At 48.1% G+C, this 25,508-nt stretch carries 22 protein-coding genes; 8 read left to right on the top strand and 14 right to left on the bottom strand.

Going from position 1 to position 25,508, the window contains the following annotated elements:
• Positions 1 to 199: 199 nt before the first annotated feature.
• From ACZ5NB_RS18050 to ACZ5NB_RS18040, 3 genes are read right to left on the bottom strand one after another with little or no spacing between them, the layout of a single operon-like run.
• Positions 200 to 850 carry an outer membrane beta-barrel protein gene (locus tag ACZ5NB_RS18050; RefSeq protein ID WP_460234104.1) on the bottom strand — a complete coding sequence of 217 codons (651 nt, stop codon included), beginning with the start codon at positions 848 to 850 and terminating at the stop codon, positions 200 to 202.
• A gap of 50 nt (positions 851 to 900) precedes the next feature.
• Entirely contained in the window at positions 901 to 2,595 is a 1,695-nt protein-coding gene (gene pgi, locus ACZ5NB_RS18045) for a glucose-6-phosphate isomerase (RefSeq protein ID WP_460234103.1), read from the bottom strand.
• Between the two features lie 47 nt (positions 2,596 to 2,642).
• Positions 2,643 to 3,605, bottom strand: a complete 963-nt coding sequence (locus tag ACZ5NB_RS18040) for a polyprenyl synthetase family protein (RefSeq protein ID WP_460234101.1) — start codon at positions 3,603 to 3,605, stop codon at positions 2,643 to 2,645.
• A 321-nt stretch (positions 3,606 to 3,926) separates the two neighbouring features.
• Between ACZ5NB_RS18040 and rplU the strand changes: the two genes are divergently transcribed.
• The 4 genes from rplU to proB all read left to right on the top strand — a co-directional run bounded on the left by rplU (position 3,927) and on the right by proB (position 7,098).
• Positions 3,927 to 4,241 (top strand): 50S ribosomal protein L21, encoded by a 315-nt coding sequence (rplU, locus tag ACZ5NB_RS18035; protein ID WP_460234100.1) that lies wholly within the window; start codon positions 3,927 to 3,929, stop codon positions 4,239 to 4,241.
• Between the two features lie 81 nt (positions 4,242 to 4,322).
• Positions 4,323 to 4,580 carry a 50S ribosomal protein L27 gene (gene rpmA, locus ACZ5NB_RS18030; RefSeq protein ID WP_460234098.1) on the top strand — a complete coding sequence of 86 codons (258 nt, stop codon included), beginning with the start codon at positions 4,323 to 4,325 and terminating at the stop codon, positions 4,578 to 4,580.
• A 168-nt stretch (positions 4,581 to 4,748) separates the two neighbouring features.
• Positions 4,749 to 5,951: an Obg family GTPase CgtA gene (gene cgtA, locus ACZ5NB_RS18025; protein ID WP_460234097.1), complete on the top strand. Its 1,203-nt coding sequence runs from the start codon at positions 4,749 to 4,751 to the stop codon at positions 5,949 to 5,951.
• 25 nt (positions 5,952 to 5,976) lie between these two features.
• Positions 5,977 to 7,098, top strand: coding sequence for a glutamate 5-kinase (gene proB, locus ACZ5NB_RS18020; protein WP_460234096.1), 1,122 nt, complete (start codon positions 5,977 to 5,979; stop codon positions 7,096 to 7,098).
• A gap of 24 nt (positions 7,099 to 7,122) precedes the next feature.
• Here the strand turns inward: proB and ACZ5NB_RS18015 are convergent, their stop codons facing one another.
• The 9 genes from ACZ5NB_RS18015 to ACZ5NB_RS17975 form a co-directional block, all read right to left on the bottom strand.
• On the bottom strand, positions 7,123 to 8,511 hold the full coding sequence (locus ACZ5NB_RS18015) for a DUF1302 family protein (protein ID WP_460234095.1): 1,389 nt from the start codon (positions 8,509 to 8,511) through the stop codon (positions 7,123 to 7,125).
• Positions 8,508 to 9,338 (bottom strand): outer membrane lipoprotein-sorting protein, encoded by an 831-nt coding sequence (locus ACZ5NB_RS18010; RefSeq protein WP_464107703.1) that lies wholly within the window; start codon positions 9,336 to 9,338, stop codon positions 8,508 to 8,510. Before ACZ5NB_RS18010 ends, ACZ5NB_RS18015 begins: the two co-directional genes overlap by 4 nt.
• Before the next feature lie 12 nt (positions 9,339 to 9,350).
• A complete protein-coding gene (locus ACZ5NB_RS18005) occupies positions 9,351 to 11,690 on the bottom strand; it encodes an efflux RND transporter permease subunit (RefSeq protein ID WP_460234093.1) in 2,340 nt (779 codons plus the stop codon).
• A 118-nt stretch (positions 11,691 to 11,808) separates the two neighbouring features.
• The gene (locus ACZ5NB_RS18000; RefSeq protein WP_460234091.1) at positions 11,809 to 12,240 is read right to left on the bottom strand and encodes a MarR family winged helix-turn-helix transcriptional regulator; all 432 of its coding nucleotides are present in this window, start codon (positions 12,238 to 12,240) and stop codon (positions 11,809 to 11,811) included.
• A 128-nt stretch (positions 12,241 to 12,368) separates the two neighbouring features.
• Positions 12,369 to 12,635, bottom strand: a complete 267-nt coding sequence (rpsT, locus tag ACZ5NB_RS17995) for a 30S ribosomal protein S20 (protein ID WP_460234090.1) — start codon at positions 12,633 to 12,635, stop codon at positions 12,369 to 12,371.
• Positions 12,636 to 12,787: 152 nt separating this feature from the next.
• Complete coding sequence (locus ACZ5NB_RS17990; protein WP_460234089.1) at positions 12,788 to 13,732, bottom strand: putative metalloprotease CJM1_0395 family protein; 945 nt, start codon at positions 13,730 to 13,732, stop codon at positions 12,788 to 12,790.
• 65 nt (positions 13,733 to 13,797) lie between these two features.
• Positions 13,798 to 15,888 carry an ATP-binding protein gene (locus ACZ5NB_RS17985; protein ID WP_460234088.1) on the bottom strand — a complete coding sequence of 697 codons (2,091 nt, stop codon included), beginning with the start codon at positions 15,886 to 15,888 and terminating at the stop codon, positions 13,798 to 13,800.
• Positions 15,889 to 15,921: 33 nt separating this feature from the next.
• On the bottom strand, positions 15,922 to 16,617 hold the full coding sequence (gene pdsR / locus ACZ5NB_RS17980; RefSeq protein WP_460234087.1) for a proteobacterial dedicated sortase system response regulator: 696 nt from the start codon (positions 16,615 to 16,617) through the stop codon (positions 15,922 to 15,924).
• Positions 16,618 to 16,852: 235 nt separating this feature from the next.
• Positions 16,853 to 17,590 carry an OmpA family protein gene (locus ACZ5NB_RS17975; RefSeq protein WP_460234086.1) on the bottom strand — a complete coding sequence of 246 codons (738 nt, stop codon included), beginning with the start codon at positions 17,588 to 17,590 and terminating at the stop codon, positions 16,853 to 16,855.
• Positions 17,591 to 17,837: 247 nt separating this feature from the next.
• Between ACZ5NB_RS17975 and ACZ5NB_RS17970 the strand changes: the two genes are divergently transcribed.
• The gene (locus tag ACZ5NB_RS17970; protein WP_460234085.1) at positions 17,838 to 19,463 is read left to right on the top strand and encodes a S41 family peptidase; all 1,626 of its coding nucleotides are present in this window, start codon (positions 17,838 to 17,840) and stop codon (positions 19,461 to 19,463) included.
• Between the two features lie 23 nt (positions 19,464 to 19,486).
• Here the strand turns inward: ACZ5NB_RS17970 and ACZ5NB_RS17965 are convergent, their stop codons facing one another.
• Both ACZ5NB_RS17965 and dmeF read right to left on the bottom strand, forming a co-directional pair.
• Positions 19,487 to 20,278, bottom strand: coding sequence for an SDR family NAD(P)-dependent oxidoreductase (locus ACZ5NB_RS17965; RefSeq protein ID WP_460234084.1), 792 nt, complete (start codon positions 20,276 to 20,278; stop codon positions 19,487 to 19,489).
• Between the two features lie 10 nt (positions 20,279 to 20,288).
• Positions 20,289 to 21,266, bottom strand: coding sequence for a CDF family Co(II)/Ni(II) efflux transporter DmeF (gene dmeF / locus ACZ5NB_RS17960; protein WP_460234083.1), 978 nt, complete (start codon positions 21,264 to 21,266; stop codon positions 20,289 to 20,291).
• 217 nt (positions 21,267 to 21,483) lie between these two features.
• Between dmeF and ACZ5NB_RS17955 the strand changes: the two genes are divergently transcribed.
• The 3 genes from ACZ5NB_RS17955 to ACZ5NB_RS17945 all read left to right on the top strand — a co-directional run bounded on the left by ACZ5NB_RS17955 (position 21,484) and on the right by ACZ5NB_RS17945 (position 25,437).
• Complete coding sequence (locus ACZ5NB_RS17955; protein ID WP_460234082.1) at positions 21,484 to 22,275, top strand: CBS domain-containing protein; 792 nt, start codon at positions 21,484 to 21,486, stop codon at positions 22,273 to 22,275.
• 226 nt (positions 22,276 to 22,501) lie between these two features.
• A complete protein-coding gene (locus ACZ5NB_RS17950; RefSeq protein ID WP_460234080.1) occupies positions 22,502 to 23,410 on the top strand; it encodes a right-handed parallel beta-helix repeat-containing protein in 909 nt (302 codons plus the stop codon).
• Positions 23,411 to 23,730: 320 nt separating this feature from the next.
• Positions 23,731 to 25,437 (top strand): TolB family protein, encoded by a 1,707-nt coding sequence (locus tag ACZ5NB_RS17945; protein WP_460234079.1) that lies wholly within the window; start codon positions 23,731 to 23,733, stop codon positions 25,435 to 25,437.
• Positions 25,438 to 25,508 lie beyond the last annotated feature (71 nt).

Genomic DNA, 25,508 nt, shown 5'->3' with positions numbered 1-25,508 from the left:
TGGTTTGTAGGGCAAACCATGTATGCGAGAGGCAGAGTGGTCAATGACATCAGTGACGTATTGGGCGCGTTTTTGTGGGAACTGGAGTCATCCCGATCAAAGGTGTGCCAGAAAGTAAAAGAGATGGTGGAGCGTGTGACGGGAGTATGAATGGGAAATGAAAGTAGGCAGCCGCTTAGCTGCCTAATAGAAAGATTGTTTAAAAGGTAAATGACGCGCCAAAAAAGAAATAATCTATTTCTTGGTCAACATCTTGAGTGACATAGGTGTTCGACAAAGTTACTTTAGAAAGCTCACTTTCAAAAATAAAGCGTTGATAGCCGACCCGTAACTGTGTGTGTGATTTTGCGGGTAAATTAAGCTTAAAGCCTATACCTAGCTGAGCAGCGGGTGCGGTGTCTGCTTCGTCCTCTTCGACATTGATGCCGGTGTCATCGTAATCAATCTCTTGCGTAATAAGCGCGATGCCAAAGCCGCCCTGAAGGTAAAAGCTAACGACGTCACCCATAGGGATGTTTGCTAAAGCACTGACTGTGATTGCAGACGCAGCGGTATCGGTATAGTCATCATCGTTGGCTCCCTCACCGTCTTCATAATACACTCCTAGAACTGTCAAACCGGCCTCTACGCTTAACCATTTGTTAACGTTATAGCCGCCAAAAATGCTAAGCCCTACAGAGTCATCATCGAAACTACTGCCGATAACGACGCTATCGTCGAAGAATCCGTCGTCTTCATACTGCGTCAACCCCCAGGAGCCACCCACATAAAAGCCTTCGGTTTGCGACGTGTATTCGGCGTTGGCGAGCGAGCAAAAAAATAGGAAAGTAAAGGATATTAAAAGCTTCATAATAATTCCCTCTGTAGTAGAGCTTTGCGATATCGGATTATACTGAGTAACTATGCTTTTTTCGTGAATCTATCGATCAGTAATTGAGTTGAGCCATCTAAATCGCCAAAATTGTCGCTGCGTTCGTTTTCTGTGATGGATTGAATCGCTTGAGATATAGGTTTCCCGAGCTGTTTGCCCAATTCTACTCCCCACTGGTCAAATGGGTTGATATTTAATAATACGCTCAATGTAAATACTTTGTGTTCATAAGCAGCGATTAACGCACCGAGTGATTCGGGTGTAAGTTCGTCGAGCATTAGCGTATTGCTTGGACGATTACCGGGGATAACTTTGTGTGGCGCTAACCAATTTGCATAGTCTTCGTCTTTACCGCTTGCCAATATTTCTTGTTTCGCTTGTGCTAAGGATTTGCCGGCCATTAATGCTTGGCTTTGGCTAAGGCAGCAGGCGAATAATTCGCGTTGATGTTCGGGCAGTTTTGTTTGCGCTTTACGGCAGACAATAAAGTCTGCGGGAATGATTTGTGTACCTTGGTGTAACAGTTGATGGAAAGAATGTTGGCCGTTGGTGCCTTCAGTGCCCCAAACGACGATTCCTGTCGGGTAATCAACTTTTTCTCCCTCGCGGTCAACCTGTTTGCCCAAGCTTTCCATATCTAGCTGTTGCAAAAATGCAGGGAAGTGGCTGAGCACATTGTTGTAAGGCAATATCGCCTGGCTGGTGGATTGCCAAAACTGCGCGTACCAAAACGTAATCAAACCGAGTAGCGCAGGTAAGTTCTCTCGGATCGGGGCGGTTCTAAAATGTTCATCCATTTGATTGGCGCCCGCCAACAATTGTTTGAATTGTTTCATGCCCACCGCGAGTGCAATGGGCAAGCCGATGGCGCTCCACAAAGAATAGCGGCCACCGACCCAATCCCACATGGTGAAAATATTCTTTTCAGGTATGCCGAACTCGGCGGCTTTTTCCAAATTGGTCGTGATGGCCACAAAATGGTGGTCGATAAAGTCTTCGCTGCAGCCGCTGTCGAGTAGCCATTGCTTTGCAGTGTTGGCATTAGTCAGTGTTTCTAGGGTGGTAAATGTTTTTGAGGCAACAATAAATAATGTGGTGGCCGGGTTTAAATCGGTCAAGCACGAGGAAATGTCGGCGCCGTCGACATTCGTTACAAAATGTACTTTGGTGTGCGGTAACTGGAATGGCTCTAAAGCATTCACCACCATGCGAGCACCGAGATCTGATCCGCCAATACCAATGTTGACAACATCCGTGATGGGCTGATCTTTAAAACCGACCCAGGTGTCGCTGTGAACTTGGTCGATAAACTTACCCATTTGCCACAAGACATCATGCACCGCTTTTTCTTCTTCCGTGTCATTGTTCGGCGAACGCAGTGCCATGTGCAACGCTTTGCGATCTTCCGTGTGATTGACTTTCTCTCCATTAAAAAACGCACTGATGTGTTTACTAAGTTCTGCTTCGTCTGCCAGTGAATTAAGTGCGTAGAGTGTTTCTTCGCGTAGGTGGTTTTTCGAAAAGTCGAAATAGAAGTGTTCAGTTTCTAGCGAGAATTGTTGCGCGCGCTGTGGTGAATTGCTAAAGGCTTCGAGTATAGTGTGATTATTCCAAAAATCACGTTCACTTTGTAACGCTTGCCAACTTTGGTAGCGTTGACTTAAACGGCTTTCCTTTGTTGGATTGGTCGTCATGGATTTAAGTGAGGCGCTATCGTTGTCCATATTGGGCCTTTAATTTGGCGCCTCTGATAATTGAAGTGAGGCGCGTGTTAATAAGTACGACTAACGGCAAACTCAGCGAGAGAGCGCATCGCCGTCGTGAATTCGTTATTGGGCAGATCGGCTAATTGTTGTGACGCCAATTCGATATGCTGTTTGGCGCTGTCGAGGGTATAAGTTAGCCCATCGTGTTGTTTTACAATATCCACAATTTGTGCCAGGTTCTCGGCGGAGCCTTCGCGCAATGCGCTGGCGATCACCTCGGCATCTGCTGCGGGTGCGCGTTGCATACTGATGATCAGTGGCAAAGTTGGTTTGCCTTCGGATAGATCATCACCAACATTTTTGCCTAGCTCTTCGGCATCACCGGTGTAGTCGAGTGCATCATCAACGAGCTGGAAGGCGATCCCGAGGTGTTTACCAAAATCTCGTAGCTTCGCTTGGGCTGCGTTATCTTGACCACAGATTACCGCAGCCACTTCGCACGCGGCGGCAAAGAGAATGGCCGTCTTTTTGTAGATGACGTCGAAGTAGTTGTCTTCGGTGATGTCCGGATTCTTAGCGTTCACCAACTGTTGCACTTCGCCTTCGGAGATGATGTTGGTGGTGTTGGCGAGGATATCCATAATTCGCAGCTCGCCGACGCTGACCATTAGCTGGAAGGCGCGTGAATAGAGGAAATCACCTACCAGTACGCTGGGGGCGTTGCCCCACTTGGCGTTGGCTGTCAGGCGGCCCCGTCGCATGCTCGATACGTCGACAACATCGTCGTGGAGCAGCGTCGCGGTATGGATGAATTCGATAATCGCGGCCAGTTTGAGATGGTCTTTGCCCTGATAGCCGAGCGCATTGGCCGTTAGGAGCACCAAAAGGGGGCGCAATCGCTTGCCGCCGGCTTCCACCAGGTATTGGCCGATATTCTCGACCAAGCCGACATCGGAGTGGAGTTGTTCAATAATTAGTTGATTGACGGCTTCGAAGTCGTCGGCGACGGGCTTGTGAAATGGCAGCATGTTTGGCTCTAAATGCGTAATATCGCGGGAATCCTAAAGTGACGGTCTGGGGCCGTCAAGGGAGCAGACCTTTCTTTAGAGTGGGCAAGCGTACCGCGTCGGTTGAATGTGTGTGATAGCCTTGCTCTGCACGGGTTTTAGGCTTGCGGAGGGTGTGTAATTCCCGTACAATCGCGGCCCCTCATTTCTCTGCCTGGTTGGTAGAGGCGAGAGGCTAAACTTGACTACACGACACGAGCCCAAAGAGCCGGGGCGTTTCTTCCCGATAGAAGAGAGTCCAGCCGCTTAGTGACGTCCACATAAACTTTGCTTGGAGCAGCTATGTACGCAGTTATCGAAGCCGGTGGTAAGCAGCACCGTGTCACTGAGGGTGAAGTCCTCAAAATCGAAAAAATTAAGAATGTTGAAGCCGGCGCGACCGTCGATTTCGACAAAGTATTACTCGTCGCGAAAGACGGCGATGTAAAAATCGGTGCCCCCGTTGTTGAAGGCGCCAAAGTGACCGCTGAAGTTGTTAGCATTGGTCGTCACGAAAAAGTGAAAATCATCAAGTTCCGTCGTCGCAAGCACTCAATGAAGCGACAAGGTCATCGTCAGTGGTACACCGAGATCAAAATTACTGGGATTACCGGCTAATTAAAGATCGGGTTAATAGTCTAACCACTCACGTATTTTTCACTCATTTTAGATTAAAGACAGAATTAAAGGAGCAACATCATGGCTCATAAAAAAGCTGGCGGTAGTACCCGGAACGGACGCGATTCCGAAAGTAAACGCTTAGGTGTCAAAGTATTTGGCGGTCAAACCGTTGTCCCAGGAAACATCATCGTGCGTCAGCGCGGTACTAATTTCCACGCGGGTACCAACGTAGGTATGGGTAAGGACCACACGCTTTTCGCGAAAGCAGAGGGTGTGTTGAAGTTCGAAGTTAAAGGCCCTAAAAACCGTAAATTTGTTAGCGTTGTAGCAGGCTAAGAGCCTTCGCTCTTAGGGTCGCTAAACGGCGGCTCTGCCTAATTAGCGCAACGCGAATCAGTTAAAAGCCCCGTCCACGCGATGGGGCTTTTGCGTTTAAGCGACTCGCGTTACTCTTACCCCTCACTAAACGGCAAGCGACACAAGTAGTCGTGCCTAGGAAATATCATGAAGTTTGTTGATGAAGCCCCAATCTCTGTTTTTGCCGGTAATGGTGGCAACGGCTGCATGAGTTTTCGCCGCGAAAAATTTATTCCCAAAGGCGGCCCCGATGGTGGTGATGGTGGTGATGGCGGTAGTGTTTATCTCGAAGCCAATGACAGCATTAACACCTTGGTGGATTTTCGCTATCAGCCAAAATATCGCGCCGAAAGTGGCGAGCAGGGTCGAGGTAGTAATTGTACCGGTGCAAAAGGCGATGACTTAGTTTTGCAGGTGCCCGTGGGCACCACGGTTATTGATATTGATACCGACGAAGTGCTGGGTGATTTAACTGAGGCCGGCCAGCGACTGTTGGTCGCGCAAGGCGGCTTTCATGGATTAGGAAACACACGCTTTAAATCCAGTGTGAATCGCGCGCCGCGGCAAACATCACCCGGCAGCGAGGGTGAATCGCGACATTTAAAACTTGAATTGAAAGTGCTGGCGGATGTCGGTTTGCTGGGGTTGCCCAATGCCGGTAAATCCACATTCATTCGCGCGGTATCAGCCGCTAAACCGAAAGTGGCGAATTATCCTTTTACCACGCTCGTGCCCAATTTGGGTGTGGTTAAAGTTCAAAAGCATCGCAGTTTTGTCATCGCTGATATCCCGGGTTTGATTGAAGGTGCTGCGGAAGGCGCGGGTTTGGGTATTCGCTTTCTCAAGCACTTAACACGTTGCCGTTTGCTGTTACACATTGTCGATGTGGCACCTTATGATGGCAGCGACCCAGTGGACAGTGTGCAAGCAATTCAGCGAGAACTAGAGCGCTTTAGCCCAACCTTGGCATCTCGCGAGCATTGGTTGTTGCTCAATAAAACCGATTTGTTATCGGATGAAGAAGCGAAAGAGCGTTGTGATGATATTATTCAGCGTTTGAATTGGCAGGGGCCGGTTTTCCCTATTTCGGCTATTGCTAGTCGCGGCACTGACGAGCTGTCGCAAAAAATTCTGCAAGAGTTAGAGGCCGTTTGGCTGGCTGAAGAGGAAGATCCAGAGGTTGCTGAGGCCGAACAACGTGCTAAAGCCCAAATGCAGGCGGAAGCCCGCGAAAGAATTGATGCGCTGCGTGAAAAACGCCGCGCTGAGCGTCTCGCAGCAAAAAATAAAAGCGACGACGATGACTTTGATGATGACGATTACGACGTAGAAGTGGTTTACGAACGATAGTCGTTAAACGCGTATTGAAAAAAGCATGGATACTACGACACCTTCTCGACGCCAGCGTTGGGTAATTAAAATTGGCAGCGCGTTGTTGACCAATAACGGTCAGGGCCTCGACGTCAACGCGATTAATGTGTGGTCGGAGCAAATTGCGGGGCTACTGCAAAAAGGTATCGAAGTCGTACTCGTCTCTTCCGGTGCTGTCGCGGCTGGTATGACGCGACTAGGTTGGCATCAGCGTCCCACTGCGATTCACGATCTTCAAGCGGCCGCTGCCGTTGGTCAAATGGGGTTGGTGCAAACTTACGAGCAAGCCTTTCAGCGATTTGGTTATCATACCGCGCAAGTCTTAGTCGACAACGATGACCTATCTGACCGTCAGCGTTATCTCAATGCGCGCTCTACGTTACTTACCTTGCTAAACCTCAATGCAGTGCCGATCGTTAACGAAAACGATACGGTTGTGACGGATGAAATTCGTTTTGGCGATAACGATACACTCGGTGCGTTGATTGCGAATTTGGTTGATGCGCACAAACTAGTAATTCTCACCGATCAAGATGGTTTGTTCGAAGAGGACCCTCGTAACAACCCCAATGCGAAACTGGTTCAGGAAGCCAGTGTTGATGATGCCCGTTTAACGGCAATGGCATCGGATGGTGGTGCGCTAGGCCGTGGCGGAATGATTACCAAGGTCCGTGCTGCGAAATTGGCGGCACGCTCAGGAGCCGATACCGTCATTGTGGGCGGCAAAATTGACGATGTCATTTCGCGTCTGGCTGTAGGTGAGTCACTGGGTACGTTATTAAAGGCCAATCAGCAGCCACAAGCTGCACGCAAGCGTTGGTTGGCGGGTCAGTTACAAACGCGCGGTACGATTACGATAGATGACGGCGCGGTAAATGCTTTGCGTAAACAAGGTGTTAGTTTGTTACCGGTCGGTGTTAAACAGGTCGATGGTGTATTTCGTCGCGGCGAACTAGTGCGTTGTGTTAGCACCACAGGAAAGGAAATCGCGCGCGGCCTAGTGAATTACAGTAGCGAAGAAGCTTCAAAAATTTTAGGTTCCACTAGTGATCAAATCGAAGAAGCCTTAGGTTATCGCGATGATGAAGAGCTTATTCACCGCGACAACCTGGTATTAACGACTTAAGTTAGATATTAAGTGCCTTATCGATTAAAAGCCTACTGTAAAGCCTAGGGTAATTTGATCTTGTTGATTAAATTGCCCAAACAGCCCTCTCTCCTTTCCATAAAAACTATCCAGTCCGGCGGTAACAATGATGTTGCTGCGCCATCGATATTCGGCCGAAAAGCGCAACAGACCATCGCCGTCGTTGGCGTTATAAAACCATTGACCGCCGAGCGTTAGTGTTTGATTGTAAAAGTCTCTCTCTATGAGAAGCGACACGGTGGTATCCGTTCGGTCTCGGGTAATGGCGTCATCAAAATCAGTGATATGAGAAAGAAAAAGTTGCCCGCTAATGAACGTATCCGAAAAACCATTAAAGTCTAATCCGAATACTGTATCGACACTGGGTGATTCCGCAACGCCTTCAGAAAATTCTGAAAAATCTTTAGCGATGTAATAGCGAGCACTGTGTAGTGCCACTTCGCCCCGAAAAGTAAAATTATCGAATACCGACGAAAATGTGGTGCCCAATAAATGCGACCGTTCGTATTGTGGTTCAATAATGAATGCCGAATTTTCGATGGATTGATAAGGTGCCGCGCGATCGAGTGTGTGGTAGAGGTAATTAATACTGATATCCCAACTATTCACAAACGCATTGAGTCTAACACCGAAGTCGCTATCACTAATTATTCGATTAGGTTTGTCGGCGTCGATTATTTGCGCTGATTGTGGATTGCCTGGTGTGTTTGCATCAGGTACTGGAACAAAGCGAGGAGATTTTGGTGCGAAGCGTGCTTCATCGCGCAGTGATGGTGTCTGATCGTAGGTGGTGTCGGGAATCCACAATACTTGTGCAGTCCAATCGCTGCCCCACCAGTTACCTGCGGGTAGCTCGGCGTTCACCATCCAGGTTGGAATTCGACGGTCGTCGTTATCTTCTAAAATAAACTCACGTAAGTTCATGGGATTTATTGCGTCCAATACACGAAAACCATCTGCTTGCCCCCAGACGACCTGTTGTTTTCCGATGCGAATAAAGTTGTTGTCACTTCCACCTAAACTAATGTATCCATCGATGTAAAACTCTCTCAAATCAATACTGGTATAGTCATTAAGGTGCCAGCGGCGTGACGCATTGCTTCTGACTAACTTATCTTGGGAACGGTTAGGTTCTATCAAGTCGCGCGTATCACTTTCGAGTCGCCAACGTGTAAATAATTGCCAGCCGCTAAAAATTGGCAGAGTGAGTTCACTGGTAATAGCATTGGAAAACTTGACGCTACTCACTGAATCGTCTTGTTCGTCGAGTTTTCCAAATGCCGTGCTATTTTCAAAGGTGTTACGAAAGTCTAACGCAAAGCCTGTCGCGCTATGACATAGCGCGACCACAATAGCTGCCCGAGATAAGTTTTTAGTCGCGTGTGCTTTCACCGCAAGCCTCGACGTAAATACGGTTGGGTAAACACGTTGTCCGCTATGTCAGTGTTGTAATCAATATCTGCTTGGGTAAAACGCGTTTCATGTTTGGTTTTGTGGTTGACGACATGAATGTCTCGGGTTGTCCAGATGCCATCTATTTGTTCGACGGAAAGGACATTCAAGGTTTTTAGATGATTGTTATTGGTATCCCAGAACTCTATATGCCGCGCCATCCAGATGTCTGGGTCAATGCAGTATTCAACACGGCTGTAACCCAGCTCGGCTTTTATTTCATCGTTTTTGGGAGTGGCCTTTACGAGAAGCCCTTGCTTGCCTTGGCTTTCGCAATCGTCAATAAACTCAAACGTATAATCTTCGATTTCGACTTTGTTTTCCTTTTTTATCTCCTCATAACTGAGATCGGTGCCAAGAAAGCTGTCGCCCCGATTAGACGCTGATATGCGGCGTACCTTGCGAAGTGCTGGTAAATACAACCATTGATCATCGTCTTTCTCTAGGTTGGGATAGTCATAGGTTAAAAATCCAGTACCGCGCACATTGGTGGGTTCGGTGTAAAAGATCACAGTACGCTTTTCATCGCCGAAATATTTTCGGTAACCCATGGTTTTTTCAACACGCTCAACACCACGCCTATCGGTGGTGGTAATGGTGAATTGACGAGTTACCTGATTTCCATCGGGGCGGGCGTTAACGTTGTGCATAATTTCCAGCCCGGTCAACGATGTTGACCAGGTAGGGAAAGACGCTGTCAGCAGAGTGCCCGCAACGGTGATAGTGTTTATCTTCGATAAGATGGGTTTTAAAAAAAACGGTTTCATAGTGGTTTACCTCTAAGCGTTTTTGCCAAGAAAACGGGGTTTGAAGAGTAAGGTGAGTGCTGGTAGCAGTAGTAATGCCGAGACAAAAGCTCCACTGACCGCAATCGCGACTAATGCGCCAAACTTAATGAGTGGGGGGACATCCGAGGTAAGCAGCACGCCAAACCCAACGGCAATGGCGAGGAAGTTAAAAAACTGTGCGCGGCCTGTTGTTGAAAACAATGGGCGTAAACGTTCCTCCCAAGAGCCTTCTTTTTCGGTCAGCAAAGTTCTAATGCTGTGAGTGGTGTGAACGGCAAAGTCGACACCAAGACCAATCGCTATGGAAGCAAACATGGAGGTTGATACGCCGAGCCAAACACCGGACACGCCCATCGCGGCATATACGAGCAATACCGACAGCGCGACAGGAATCACAACAATCATGCCCGCAATACCTGATTTAAATAACACTGCGCCCATGACAATGACCGCGGAAATGCAGACCAGTACACTGAATAGATTGGATGTCACGATGGGGTTGATCCAGTGGTAACTGAGGCTAATGTCACCGGTGACTGTCGGTGTGAGTTGTGAGTCGCGGTAATGGTCGTCCAGCCAAACTTGCAGGTCGTCCACTACCATTTTGTTGTTGCTGAATTTGTTTTGGTCGACACTAGCGCGGATCAACGCTAAGCGTCGCTCACCATCAATTTCATCTTCGAAGTCGGTGGGATCAGCTGAAGATGAATACAACAAAAATAATTGTGCGATTAGATTGTTATCATCGGGAATGGTGTAGTACTCGGCTTGATCTTCATTTACCGCTTTATGCATTTGCTTTATGTAATCCACAACCGAGACTGTGCCACCGATGTGGGGCAGTGATTCTAAGTAGCGTTGAGTTTCTTCGATTTTTCGCAATGCGGCGGGCTCGTAAAGGCCTTCCGGTACATTTGCTTCGATCATAATGTCGAGGTAGTAGGTGCCGTCGGTGAGGGCATTAATGGTTTTGTCGGCTTGATAGATTGGCTCTGACGATTTGAAGTTGGCGATACGTTCTTCGTTTGCTTCCACTTGATAGGCGCCGTACACAGCGAGTAGCCCCGCACAGAAACAAACCACTGTTACCATGTAAGGTTTTGCGATTACCCAGCCACCAATTTTGTTTAACGCACGCACTGACAAGGTATTTTTCTGTGGGTTGGCTGCCGCGCCGTGGTTGCGTGAAAACGAAGGGCTTGGCTTAGGCTTAAACATGCTGAGTAATGCAGGCAGTGTAGTCATCGTGTAGAGCCACGCGAAAAAAACAGCGAGCGCACCAAAGAGGCCAAAGAAATAAATCGGTGGCATTGTGGTGGTCGCTGAAAGTGCGCTAAAGCCTGCGATGGTTGTGAAAGTCGTTAAAGTGATGGGTTGCCACATTTTTTCCATGGCGCGCAGCGTGATGGTTTCGCCATCGGCACTTGGGTCGTTAGCAATTTCTTCGTAATACTGACTAAATACGTGAACCGAATCGGCAACCGAAACGCCAATCATGCAGACGATTAAGCCATTGGTGATAACATAAAAATGTACGCCAAATGCGGCCATTGCTCCGATGGTGCTGCCCGCAGTAAGGATTACAATGAGATTTGGAATTAGCATCCCGCGTAGGGTGCGCAATGCGATAAATAAAATAATAGTAATAACGACTGCTGCGAGTGGGTTGAGTTTTTTCGCATCGTTATCAATATATTCCTGTAGATAACCGGCAACAGCGCCTTCACCTGCGACATGTAATACGTCACCCTCACCGAGTGGAGCGTTGTCGAGCTTCGTCATAATGGTTTGGTAAGTGTCTGCGGCCATTGATTCATCCAGCAGCTCTGCCACGACCAAAGTGATGTTGTTTTCGTTACCCACCAGTGTGCCTTGGTAGAGCGGGAAGTTATTGATGGCGTTTCTCATCCATTGCGCGCGCTCAGCGGTTGAAGGCGCAATCTCAAAAAAGTCCTCCACTTCCATGCCGTAGTCTGTGCCAACGATATTGGATTCTGTGGCGAGAGAGGTGACTTGATCCGGGTCGATGTTGTCTACGGATTGGAGTTGCTGCGTAATCCAGGCAACTAAGGCGAGGGACTCGGGATTGAATATGCCGTTCTCACCATTATTCACTACGGCAACGACGATGGGATCATTGATATTAAAAATCGCTTCAACGCGATCGCGATCGAGTAGTGCGGGATCTTGCGGATCAATAAAGGCATCCGAGCTGGTGTCTTTACTTAGTTTGGGTGCATGTATGGCGATAGGCGCGAACACCACGAGGGTGATTATTAGCACGGGCCAGCGCCAAAGGATAATCCGATTGAAGTAAGCGGATGCGTTCATGGTTGGTCTCCTATGATTAGCATTGATGTGTATATACACATGTAGGGCTAAGCGTTTTCAGTCTTGATGAATCGAAGTCGTTAAGGGTGTTGGAAAAAGGTTTGGTGCTATTACATTGTTACTTAAAGGCAACGTCTAGAAGCCAATGTTTGGCTTGCTGCCAAACATTGGTGTCTACCCGCTTTTCGAACTGATTTTGCGCACCCTGCCATAGGGGGAGCGCTTGTTCGAGTAGCTCCTCACCTTGCTGGGTTAAGGACATTTTGCGCTCGCGACGAAAGCCTTCGGGGCCCATGGTGATCCAACCGTTACGCTCCATTAGTTCCAAGGTTCTCACCAGAGACGTGCGCTCCATTGCCAGTTCGTTGGCCATGCTGGTAATGGAGGTCGACTCGAAACCAGCAATCACCGCAAGCACCGTAAACTGGGTAATCTTCAAGCCTAATGGCTTGAGTGCATCGTCGTAATCACGCGTCAGGCGGCGAGCAGCGGCGCGAGCACGATAGCAGGCACAGTTTTCGTAGACGTTTTTGAGTGCTGAAGTATCCATGTGCACAACTCTAGCAAGTGTATATACACAAGTAAATCCTCGAAAAGGTGTTGTGCGATTAGAATTTTTAGCGAAGGGATTAGATTTGGGAAGGTGTCCCCCGAGAAGGCTCTCGAGGGACGAAAGGCTTAAGCCGCGAGTGCTTTAACTTGGGCATTCAAACGGCTCTTATGACGTGCCGCTTTGTTCTTGTGAATAATGCCTTTGTCAGCCATACGGTCAATGACAGGTACCGCTTCATTATAAGCAGTTTGTGCCGCCGCAGCGTCTTTAGCATCGATGGCAGCGACTACTTTCTTGATGTAGGTGCGAACCATAGAGCGTAAGCTTGCATTGTGCTTACGGCGCTTAACGTTTTGGCGAGCACGTTTACGAGATTGAGGAAAGTTAGCCACCGAGTGCTCCTGTTAAAAATTCAGTAAAAAATTAAGTCGATGATTAAATCGAGGCGCGACATTATGCCGGTTTTCAACCTAGAGTCAAGGGATCCTCGTGCAATCTTTAGACAGCTTGCCGATGGGTTATTCAGGGGGCTTTATCTGAGATCTTAGGCCGAAACGTTGAGGCGTTGGCCGGGAGCTTCGCTTTGGCTCGATTGTATTTGCGCGTAACGCTCTAGGCCAGGACTAGGCGGTTGGGCGGGGCTGGCGACAATGGCGTCATTAGCTGGTCCAATATCTGAGCTCCCGGATGAGTTACCAGAGGCATCCCCAGGTGGGATGGCGCTATTTGAAGGCGAAGTGTTGTCTGAGGTGCTTTGCGGTGCGGCGGCTTCGTTCGATTCGGCGGCCTGTTCTGCGCGCTGTTGGCGAATCTCAACTTGAGCTTCCAGCTTCATAGCTGACGCTTCTGCTGCGACGCGGCGGTCTTGCCCGGAAGGCTCAGCGGGTGCAAGGGCGGCGCGCTGGATTTGTTCTGCTTTACGCAGTGTGGCCTCGGGTGTTGATTCGCGGCTAGTGTCGATTCCTACCGAGCCGCCAATGGCGTAGCTGAGGCCATCCGGCCCGCGTGTGGTTTCCAGCTTGATGCCGCCGGTAGCGTATTGTCCGGCGGCGGCTAGGTGTGCGGCTTCATGGGTGCGCACCTCTCTATCGCGTGCACGTAATTGCTCAACGACCTTTAACTCGTCTGGTGTTAGCTGTTGTGGGCTATTCTCTTGCTTTTCGGCTGCTTGGTTACTGGTGTTCTGTTTTTCCGCCGTGCCTTGTTCGTCCGCTAGGCTGTTTGATGCGTCACTAGGTTGGCGAGTTTTGGCTGGATTTTCGTAAGTTGGATTGCCCTCTGCGGTCAGGTTGAAAATATCGATATCACCCTGGTTGCGCTTGGGCTCTTCACTATTTTGCGTAATTACGGTTGGGCTGACTTTTTCGGTGGTGTCGGGTACTGCTGAAGTCGTTGGTTCGATGGGTGCTGGAACTGCAGGTTTGTCTGCGGCTGGGGGAGTGATCGGAGTATTCGGGGTCGACGCCAATGGCGCGATGTTGCCAATCATACGCACACTAAGTTAATGAGTCTTCCACCCATTATAGACGCGATTCTTAGGCTCTAAGCCTTAATTCAATCATTTGTGGGAAGCTGAACCGTAAAGATGACACCGTTTTCATCTTCGCGATTGCGGGCCATGATATCACCAGAATGAAAGTCCACAATTAAGCGCACGATATATAAGCCGAGGCCTAAGTGGGTGATGTTTTTATCATCTTTATTTTTATCGCTGGCATCGCGTACCGAGACGAGGGAATCAAATAATTGCCCTTGCATGTGGGCCGGTAATAGGGGGCCACTATTGCTAACACTGATTTCAATAAGCTCTTTGTTCTGGCTACGTTTGGTTCTGCATAATTCGATGATGATAGGTGTATTCGGCGTCGCGAAATCAGCCGCGTTATCGACGAGCTTGTCGAGCATTTGTACTAATAAATCTGGTGAGCCAACAAAGTTGTAGTGCGGATGTTTAGCGATTGATAACGTGAATGATTGGTTAGGATAGGCGTCATTATAGGCATTCACAACGTTGCTGAGTAACTCGTCGAGTGGAAAGTGCTCGGTATGTGATTGTTGAATGCTTTCTTCAATGCGATTCGCTGCGCTCATCGCGTTTAAAATGGTGGAAAGTCTATCCGCCCCTTCGCTTGCGCGCTGTTGGTACTGCATCGCTTTTTCATCAAGTGAAGAATGGTTTAGGTTGTCGAGAGAGGATTTAATCACCGCGAGGGGTGTTCGCAATTCGTGAGATAGTTTGCTAGCTAAACTGCGTAAATACTCTGTGTAGTCGTTAAGGCGATGCAGTAGGTCGGCGTAGTTACGTGTTAAATCGCCAATTTCATCCGCTGCGTTAGAGTGCAGCGCTTGAGTGTTAATTCGACCATCGTTGCCAATCGCGTTTTTAGCCGACGTGCTTAGCGATTTAATTCGCCACGATAATACGGAGGCGTAGAGAATTAACGCAAGTGCAACGACCCCCATGGTTCCAAGGACTGTGAGCAGTAGTTGATTAAATGCGGCGTTAGTGGCGGCGGTCACAGCCTCGGTATTTTGTTCAACAATGACCGCGCCCAGTATTTGTCCCTTGATTGTTATTGGGTGTGCAACGCGGCCAATTCTCTCGTCTGCTTGACGATACCAGGCCGATGTTGAATTGCCTTTGAGCGCGGCGGTGGTTTCACTACTGCGGATATAGCCAGCGCGCATTTCATTCGTCATCGGCTTCATGTCGTTATCGCCAAGCAGCAGTTTATAAAACCAAGCAAGAAGCCAGTGTGTACTGTTGTTTTTACTATCCGCTGATGTGTAATCAGAAAAATTAAGCGTGCCTTGCCTCGCCTTGATCCAGTTGTGAGTGTCTAAGACGCTGATACGCAGATTGCGAGTGGTATACGGCGCTATGGTTTTGTTTAATAGGGCGGATGTCTCAATCCAGCGTGGGTTGTAGTGGGTCTCCGATTTATTTCCTAATTTATTGTCGAGCAAAACATGGCTGGCGTGATCTACGTAGTGAAACGCGAGTGACTGACTGATGCGGCTTTTAGGAATGGCTAGTTCAACGGTATACCCCTCGCGTGTTTCTTGCCAAATGCCTCGAATGCGATGTTCTTGCCGGATTTCCCCAAATTGATTGAAGTAGCGTGCCGTAACGTTGCCGGATCCGCTGCTGCGTAAATAGTAGGTTTGGTGCGCGTTCCCTTCCCCACTATAAAGAATTACGTGATCGCCGTTTGCAATGCCCTGCTGTTGTGGATTGTGAGGCTGTTTGGTGGAATCTTTTATGGAAAAGAATACGTATAGCGTATCGATAATCGAACCCGTGAACAGTGTGATCTGAGTCGTAGTCGTTTCGTCGAGCCATTGTCGCGGCTCTATATCCAGTGCAGTCCAATCGCCGCTGTAACCGTCAATAATGGGGGCGCCATTGAGTGGAAAAAAATACAGTTCTGAGTCTGCACGGTCTTGTTCGCCTGGCACGTTGTTGGTAAACACCTGAGGTGCTTGAACGGCAATCGTTGTGGCAATGGCTTGAGCGTGTGCGGCTAGCGCCTTGGCTTGGCCATCGCGAAGTGTCGATTCAATGGTCTGAATATATTGGCAGCCAGCCCAGGGCAAAACCAATAGGCATAGGCTGACGAATAATAGTTGGCGCTGTAGCGTCATCGGGAGATGTAAGTCTCTGTTGTATTACCGCATTCAGGCTTGGCTTGACCATCGGTAGCCCATGCCGTAAGCCGTTTGTAGAGCGTCGAAGGACTCATCGAGTTCCAAAAATTTTTTACGAATACGTTTTATGTGTGAGGTGATTGAATTGTCATCTAGCACAACATTAGCGGCATCCATTAATTGCTGACGATTTTTAACATGGCCAGGCCTTTTTGCGAGTGCGTGAACAATCCAAAATTCTGTGACTGTTAAATCGATGGCGTGTTCTTGCCAATGGGCGCACATGCGATCCAAATTTAAGCGTAACGGCCCACACGTGACTTCTTGATCATCGCTGCTATTTTTTTGTAGTGCATCAATGCGCCTAAATAGAGCGACCACGCGCGCTAATAAATGGGGTTGGGAAATATCTTTAGTGAGATAGTCGTCGGCCCCCAATCGCAAACCGGAGATCGCATCAAACTCGCTGTCGCGCGCCGTGAGAAAAATAATGGGTAGGTTGGGAGCGATAGCTCTGAGTTCTCTGCACAAATCGAAGCCGCCTTCAATTTCATCTCCCAAGCCGATATCAATGATGGCTAGATCGGGTAAGCGCGCACGAAATGCCTCGATCGCATCAGGGCGATTGTTGTATAGGCGAACGCGATAACCTTGGTGACTGAATGCGTCACGGTAATTGGCGGCGAGGTTGGCCTCGTCCTCAACGATGGCGATTTCTTTGGGCATGCTTCTCTCTCTTTGGGTGTGCGTACGGTAGCATTTTTTGTTTTTTTAGGGCATCTTTAATTCGTCCACTTCTCACAAAAAGGCTCGATACCCTGGGGGTACCGAGCAAAGGGGCTCAAGGAGAGAGCATGAGAAGTTGGGTGTGCATCCCTGCGCGCATCCGTGCATCTTTACCGTGGCTTTTCCTTGTTTTTCTGCATGACAGTTCCGTAAAGACGGGTTTTAAAACGGTGTGTTAACGGATGTATGTCAGGTCATCGCTATAGGTGTTTTCTTCGCTGGTTTCGGCATGTTGTGAATTCAGCTCGAATCGGGGATCAAAAATTTCCACATCCACCCGCCGCTCCATGGCATAGGCTTCGTAATCACCCTTTGGTGCGAGAGATTTAAGTGAGCCGTGGGAAGAACGCTCAATGCGGTAGCTTGCAATACCCGCTTGCTCTAGCGCTTGCTGCACGGTTAGTGCGCGGTGCTCGGAGAGTACGTTGTTGTATTCATCGGTACCGCGTGGATCAGCGTGACCAGTTAAACGAACGGATAGGTTTGGGTGCTTTGCTAGGAAGCTTGCTAGAGCGCCTAGACGATTTTCGCCTCGCTGAGTGAGTTGGTCAGCACCAGTGTGGAAGAGTACTTGCAGCGAAAGGCTGTCGATTTTGGTTTGGTTGAGTCGCTCAATCTCTCCATCGGCCATTGTTAACTGCTGACGAAGCTCCGTTACTAATAATTCTTTCTCAGCCAGTTCAAGATCGGTGAGCTCGGCGAGGTCCGCCGCCTTCACCTTTTCTCCGAGGTAGGCTCCGCCGATAGCGCCAAGTAGCATACCAACTGGGCCTCCGGCGGCAGCGCCAAGTATTGTGCTCGTAGAAAATACCCCGGCTTGCTTCCATGCGGTCGCGGCTTCCCCTGCAAAGGCATAAGGCGTAGTGACTGTAGCGGTGGCAGCGAGAGTTGATGCAACAATAAGCTTTTTCATAATGTAATCCTCAATATCGAAAGTAGTCTGTCGGGTTAACGAAAAGGCTCGAAGCAATTGGCCTTTTGATGGGGTTAGTAAAACCTGGTGGTGGGTTGTCGTGGTGTTCGGACTATGTCGTAGCCCCGATCAAATCTGGCGAAATGTGGCGGGAGTAGCAGGTTGGTTGGATCGAGTGGCCTTGCACATAAACATCGATTACCATGCTGGACGATTCAAATAATGATGTGGCTAGTGAGGAATAAGCGTGAAGGGACAGATCGGTGTGGTTGGTGTGCTAAGTCTTTTGTTGCTGGGTGGATGTGGTAGCGACGATCGGCGCCAAGGTAGTTACATCCCGGGTATCTACCGCGATGTGGGCCTCTACGCAAACCAATGCGCCTTCCCTCGCACCGGTATTGACCCCCGCACAAACGCCCCTTACCCGGACAGAGCGGGGAGCTTCACTGACGAAAACCTCTGGCTCAGGTCGATGAGTAACGATCTATATTTGTGGTACGACGAATTGCCTGACGTTAATCCGTCATTTTATTCAAACTATGATTATTTTGACCTGCTTGTCAGTAGTGAAATAACTGAATCAGGCGCGTTTAAAGATCAATTTCATTTTGCACTGCCAACAGAAGAGTGGGTGGAGATTATTTCTGGTGTAGCCGTTGAGCGGTCTTTTGGAATGCAGCTCGAGGTTATTTCGGGCTTCATTCCCCGCGAAGTTGTCGTGAGCTATGTCGAGCCAGGGTCTGTCGCGGACACTAGTGGCGTTACTCGCGGTTCGACAATTCAAGCAATCAACGGCGTTGATATTGATGACGATACGACAGGCGGTGTAAACCTCTTGAACGAAGCTTTATTCGCGCCCCTCGAAAACACAATGTATACGATAGAATTTTTGCCCGTGGGCGCGCCGAGCAATTCCACTGCAATGATGGAGACTGAGTTAGTCGCATACGACCCTGTGCCAAATGGCGGCGTGCAAACGATAAATACAGCTGCTGGCTTAGTGGGTTACTTATTATTTAATGACCACAATGCTGCTGCCGAATCCGACCTTATTGCTGCATTTGATCAATTTCAAACTGATGGTGTTACCGATTTAGTATTAGATCTTCGATATAATGGCGGTGGCTACTTAGATATGGCGTCGCAGGTGGCGTACATGGTGGCGGGACCGGCGAATACTGCTGGCCAAACCTTCGAGCTGATACGTTTTAATAACAAGCATCCATCAATTAACCCGATTACCGGGGAGCCGATTGAGCCCGTTGGCTTTCATTCTGTTGAATGGGATTATTTTGCAGCGCCCGCGGCTGCGGTTGATCCCGAAATACCGTTACCTAGTCTAAACCTAGATAGAGTATTCGTGTTGACTAGCAACGGTACCTGTTCGGCCAGTGAGTCAATCATTAACGGTTTACGCGGTGTTGGTGTTGAGGTTTATCAGTTCGGAACTGGAACATGTGGTAAGCCTTATGGCTTTTATGAATTGCCTAATTGCGGTACATCCTATTTCACTATTCAGTTTGCTGGTGAAAATGCACAAGGGTTTGGTGATTTTGGGGATGGTTTTAATCCAGAAAATAGCGGCGAACCTTTCGGTGCGCTTGTGCCAGGTTGTTACGTTGAAGATGATTATCAAGCTGAACTCGGCGATCCAGCAGAAGTACAGCTAGCCGCCGCACTCGATTATCGTGCCGGCATTATTGCTTCCCCTGGTACCGAAATTTGCCCTCCGTTACCGATGACAGCGACCAACCTGTCTACCAATGCAAGTACAAAACAATACACAAGGACAGTTGGCTCTAAGGGTTTATCTCAGCCGCAAAGTACTCCCCTTTTAGAAAACAACCGGCTGCGTGGCAAAGTAATTAATTAAATGATGAAGCGTTCTAATAGGGACTAAATCCCGGCAGCCGTAATTGCACCATCAACCGGAATCACCGCACCGTTAATAAATGAGCCGGCATCACTGCACAACATGATAATAGGGCCAACGAGTTCGTTAAGTTCTCCAAGGCGCTTTGCGGGCATTTGTGTAATAAAGGTCTTACCTGGCGCTGAGTCAAAAAAGTCTTCATTCATTTCAGTTTTGAACCAGCCCGGAGCGATTGCGTTAACGCGGATACCTTGGGGAATTAAATCGAGTGCCATGCTACGGGTTAATTGAATGACTGCACCCTTCGAAGCACAGTAGGACGTCTGCCCCGGTTTGGCGGTATAGCCTAGGATGGAAGCAATGTTCACAATGCTTCCTCCGATGTTTGCTTTTGCCATCCGCGTTGCGGCTTCGTGTGCGACATTCCAAACGCCATTTACATTGGTGTTCATTACAAAATCGCGTGACTGAACGTCATCTTTCAAAAAATGTCGTGGCTTGGCAACACCCGCATTGTTAATTACCACAGTGATGGTGCCGAAGGTTGTCTCGCCTTGCTCGAATGCACGATGAATACTGTCGGCGTCGGTAACGTCCATACTAACTGCAAGCGCTATTTCGCGATTTGCTTCTTGATTGATGGTATCCACTAGAGAGTGTAATCGATCTTCACGTCGAGCAGCGACAATGACCTTCGCGCCTGCATGCGCCAAACCTTTTGCAACCGCTTCCCCAATGCCACTCGAAGCCCCTGTCACTAAAGCGACTCGGTCTTGGAGCAAAAAACTATCAAGCGAAAATTCAGTTGTACTCATTGCGAAAACCTTAGTTGTTATTGAGTGTATGCACTTCAATGGTGATGTGTTCTATATTGATGTGGGCGGGAATGAGGCCTCGGTAGTCCAGCGGAGTTTTCGGCGAGGCGCTCACTACAGACACTAAACCACAATAAATATTGGGTCCAACGGCCCACAAATGTAAATCGGTCACCCGGGTTTGGTCATCTTCTATAGCGTCACGAACTGCACTGCGAGAAGCCTCTGAGGCTTGCTCATCGAGCAAGATTGCACTGGTGGATTTTAATAAGCCCCAAGACCAGCGCGCGACCAAAGCGGCACCCACCAAGCCCATGATTGGGTCTAACCAGGTTGCACCGAAATACTTGCCAATCACCAAGGCTACAATGGCCAACACTGAAGTCAGTGCGTCAGCCATAACGTGTAAATACGCAGATTTTAAATTGTGGTCTTCATGATGATGAGCGTGGTCGTGGTTATGTTGGTGAGAATGAGTGTGGTCATGATTGTGACTATGATTATGGGAATGGTGATCATCGTGGTCATGGGAGTGTACTCCCAGTACCCAAACAGACAATCCGTTGACGACTAGTCCTACGACGGCGACCGCAATGGCTTGATTGAATGAAATCGGTACCGGCTCAATCAACCGATGAGCACTTTCCCAAATCATCATTAACGCAAAACCCGCTAATAAAATCGCACCCGTATAGCCACCCAGTGTATTGACTTTACCTGTGCCGAAACTGTAGCGCGGATTATGAGCATGTTTGCGGGCATACCAATAAGCGAAATAGGTAATGCCTAGCGCGACGGTATGAGAAGCCATATGCAAACCATCGGCAAGCAGCGCCATGGAGCCGAAGACTAAGCCCGCAACGACTTCGATCACCATCATTATCGCTGTCATCGCAATCACAATCAGCGTCTTGTGTTCACCGGGACGTTTTTGGTCTTGTTGAAAACTATGATCGTGTTGCCATGGGGCTAGATTGAGATTTTTCATTCTTCGGCGTGGTTGTATAGAGTTTGAAGGGAGAGTTTGTTGGCTGTGCAGTCTAGGCGAAAGTGAGGTTGGTGACAATTCGACATCGTCTTACCAGGGGGGATGTACATCGTGTTTCCTGGAATTGAGAAACCGGGATGTTGAGCGCATAATCGTCAGTTGATTATTGCTAGTAGCATCTTTGGCAAAAGACGGCGTCTAACGAAAGGAGTTTTCCATGGAAAAGTGGCATGTTGTATTACTGTTATTGGTGGGGGTGTTGCTGTTAGTCGGCTCGCTAATATTGCGCGCAAATTTCGGCGACAAATATGAGTTAAAAACGATTGATCTTGTTCTGATTATCCTTCCTCTGTTGTTTGTCTTGCTAGCGACAGGGAAGTTAAAGGTGTTGGATGCCTTTGGCGTCAAAGCAGATTTTTCTGAATTGTTTGCGGACGCAGCGAGTGCGCGTATAGAAAATCAGATATCTATAGCGAGCACTCCTGATGTCGAAGAGTTGGTTGAAAATATGGAAATGGCATCGAAAGGTGGCGTGCAACGTATCCCGGAGCTTATTAAAAAGAAAACTGAAGCGTTGGTTTTTCGACTAGGGCATGGTGGATACTACGGGCCCGCAATAAAAGAATACTTCGACGCCCTTTATGCAAGTTCTTATCTGCAATATATCGTTGTTTTGAAGGAAGATGGAACGCTCTTTAGTGTATACGATGTATTGGATTTGGCGGTGTATTTTCGTGCTGAAGATCGACGTGGCTACCAGCGATTCGCGAAAGCTCTTAACCAAAAAACGCAAGAAGACTTAACTTACTTAACTGAACTGCCCGGTTTTATTTCAGAGCAAGATGCTGTCTCTCAAGGAATGACTAAGCGTGAGGTGCTGGAGAAAATGGATGCCATGCGTGTAAATAGCCTGCCAGCAGTTAGCGATGAGCATCGTTTTATTGGCTCGGTAGATCGGTCCCAACTCACCGCCAGTATGATTCTTGAAGTCACAGAAAAGCTGCAATAGATACTTCTAGTCAATCTTTGCTTGCAGGCAGTTGACGCGGCAATTATTTGCGCGGCCTGCACTTTTCTTCTTGGGCTTATTCGACGGGGATCTGCTGTGGTCTGGGTTTCATGTAAAGTTAAAATTCAGTTAATAATCTGACCGTATCAATCGATTAAGATACAATTCGTGCTCCATGCCGCAAGGGGCATTGGGAGAGTAAAAATATAATCAAGGAGTGTACGCTATGTATCTGAAAAAATTGGGCAAACAATTTGTACTGCTTTCTATGGCTAGTTTGATAGCGTCGACAGCAGTTGCGGGAAAATCTGAAGTATCTTTTAACTGTGACAACCCGAAGGGTAAAACCTTGGGTCAGGTGATTAACAAAGCTAAGCGTGGGACCACTATTAAGGTAAGTGGGCTCTGCCAAGAAAATATTGAATTAAGAAAAAAGGTCAATCTTGATGGTCAAGGCGTTGCAACGATCATCCCGGCTGATCCTTCAGTATCAACTGTATGGGTAGGTGGTGTTCGCAAAGCGAAGATCTCAGGATTTTCGATCGAAGCTGGCGAAGGCTCATATGGCATCATCGTCACTGATGATTCGTTTGTTACAATCGAGAACAATACTGTGACGGGTGGCATTTACGGCATCGGAGCGCATGGTAGTAGTTTGGTGAATATTGTTGGCAACACTGTTAGTGGCGCAACTGAGTATGGTATTAATGTCGGTGAGAACGCCTACGCCCGTATTGGCTTTCAAACTGATGGCCCAAGCAATGTGGTGAATGGCAATGTGATTCAAAATAACCAGCAAGGCATTCTGGTGTTGCGTGCGCAAGCTACGATTGTCAGTAATCAAATCCTGAATAATCTAGGAAATGGTATCGTTGTTCTTAATGATGGAACAGCTCGGGTTGCCAATAATGAGATTGCTGGAAACAACATCGGTATCGTGACGATTTCAAATGGCGGTGTAGATTTGGCTTTGCCAACAAGTACTACCGATATCATTACTCAGCCTAACTACGGTATTAACAATACCTTGGCTGTTTACTGTAATTCAGGTTTCATGAGTGGCACGATTGGATCGACTAACTTTTTGCCCTTTAGTCAATTTTTCCCACCTTGCGAAAATCAAACAACGCCCTAAGTCTTTGTGCTTTTCATCGAAAAGGGCCTTTGAGCAAAATCAAAGGCCCTTTTTTTAATTTGCCGGTCAAGTATCTACGAAAAGCTTTTAGCCCTGAGCAAAATGTTTTTTATTTGCGTTTATTCATCTGCTAGCTCGCTTGCCCTCGATTAATTACTGACTCGTTTCTTCTATTTGTTCTCAGAAATACCGGATTTTTTGGATAATCTCTGTACAATGAGTTTGGCGCCGGGGTTTTAGGTGCTATCTCTCGCTAGAAAACTGCTTATCCTGCAATTTTATGCAGGATCTTCATCTCGAAAGAGTCAAGGATATTTCAAATGGATGCCCGTCTTCGCAAGCCAATAATCACTTCGCTTTCTATTTTTACACTTAGCTTGATAACTGGCGCTTGCGGCGGTGGAGGTGGCAGCAGTAGCAGTAGTGGCTCAACGACGACTATCGCCCCAGCGTTGTATTACACCGTAAGGTCGACCAGTAGCAGCGCCGTGCGCCGTATCGTAACTGATATTACTGGTAGCGCCCATTTTGAGTTGGACAACCCTACCTCGAGATTTAACCCTGTATTATCGCCAGATAAGCAATATGTTGCTTATGTCCGAGAGAATAGATTGGTTGTCATGAGTACCGTTAGCGGGCAAGTCAGGGAGCTCTCGCGCTTTCAACATAGTGCAGGGACGATTCAGGCCTATACATGGTCGCCGAACAGTCAATATTTAGCATACATCGGTGATACTGAAATTGAATCTGATCAAGTTGTTAACGTAGTCAATGTTGACGGTAGTAGCCATACTCAGGTCAACCCAACCGTTGCCGGTGCGTCAATGAAAGTGGAATTGCACTTTTCTCCGGCAAGTGATTGGCTAATTTATCAGTCTAATGAAATGGATACCGCAAGTAATATTTATGAAGGTTTTGTGGTACGTATTGATGGGACTGAACACCGACGTTTTACGGGCACAATATCCAGTGATGCTATTTCCGTTAGGCGTTTTGCATGGTCGCCTGATGGGCGATATATCGCGTACACGGTCAGAGATTCTCAAAGGCAGAGTGGTTTTACTGGTATAGGAATCAATACCCACGATACGACGATCGGTGGCCGCAATAGTGTGCGTGTTTCCCACGATTTCTCCACCCATTCTGAAGCGGTGACTATCGATAAGGTCGTGTGGTCACCTAACTCGAATTTACTCGCCTACAGCTTGCAAGTCTATCGCCCAGCGGAAAACGGGTTGTCTGCCGCGAACTCATCTTTAAGACGTTTATTTACTGCTAGCCCAGGTGTTTCGGGCAGTTCCGCAGAGACTATTAATGGCCCAATGAATATTAACGTAGAGGTGGGTGAGTGGGCATGGGCGCCGAATGGTAATTACGTTGCTTACGAGGTTGTGACGCTGACCGAAGTTGCGTCTGGCGTTATCAGACAGGATGAGGGTATTAACACCTACGATGTTGTGCAGGGTGGAAATGGCGATAGCAACAGCGTGCGTATTTCTGAAACGACGGGCGGTCCGTTAGGGCAGGGGGTTAAGATTGTCGACGGCATGGTTTGGACATCGGATAGTGAACACATTCTTTACCTTGCGTATATTGAAAAAAGTAACACCAAGGAACTGTATCGGTCAGAACCGCATTCTAGTGAGAACTCGACATTACTGTCTCTCGACGTTGGGATAAGTGTTCAGGACGATGTTGATAGCTTTCGTCTGGCGCCAGACGGAGAGCAAGTCGCATACGCGCAGCGCATTGACGGAGTTAATTCGCCTTACCAAGTATATCTTTCTGATGTGCTTAACTCTTTTGACGATATTCAATTGAGCTCAGAACCTATTAGCGGCGGACAGCTATCAGCTCCTTCAATTCTGTGGTCATCTCAAAGTACTCGTGTTGCCTATAATGCTGACGCTGCGGTAGTGGGACAAACGGAGCTTTATGTTGCCCCGAATGATGGCTCGGGTAGCCGAAAGGTATCAGAGACTCTTGATAGCGATGAGTATGTTTTTGATTTTCGTTTTATTGACTAATGGTTAAATTAATTTAGGTTTCTCTCGAAAAAGAAAGATCGTTTCTGTCGCTATCGTCAAAACGAGACTGG

The organism is Aurantivibrio plasticivorans (genome assembly GCF_055392955.1).
The sequence above is the reverse complement of the archived record's forward strand: the minus strand, read 5'-3'. Positions and strand labels throughout refer to the sequence as shown.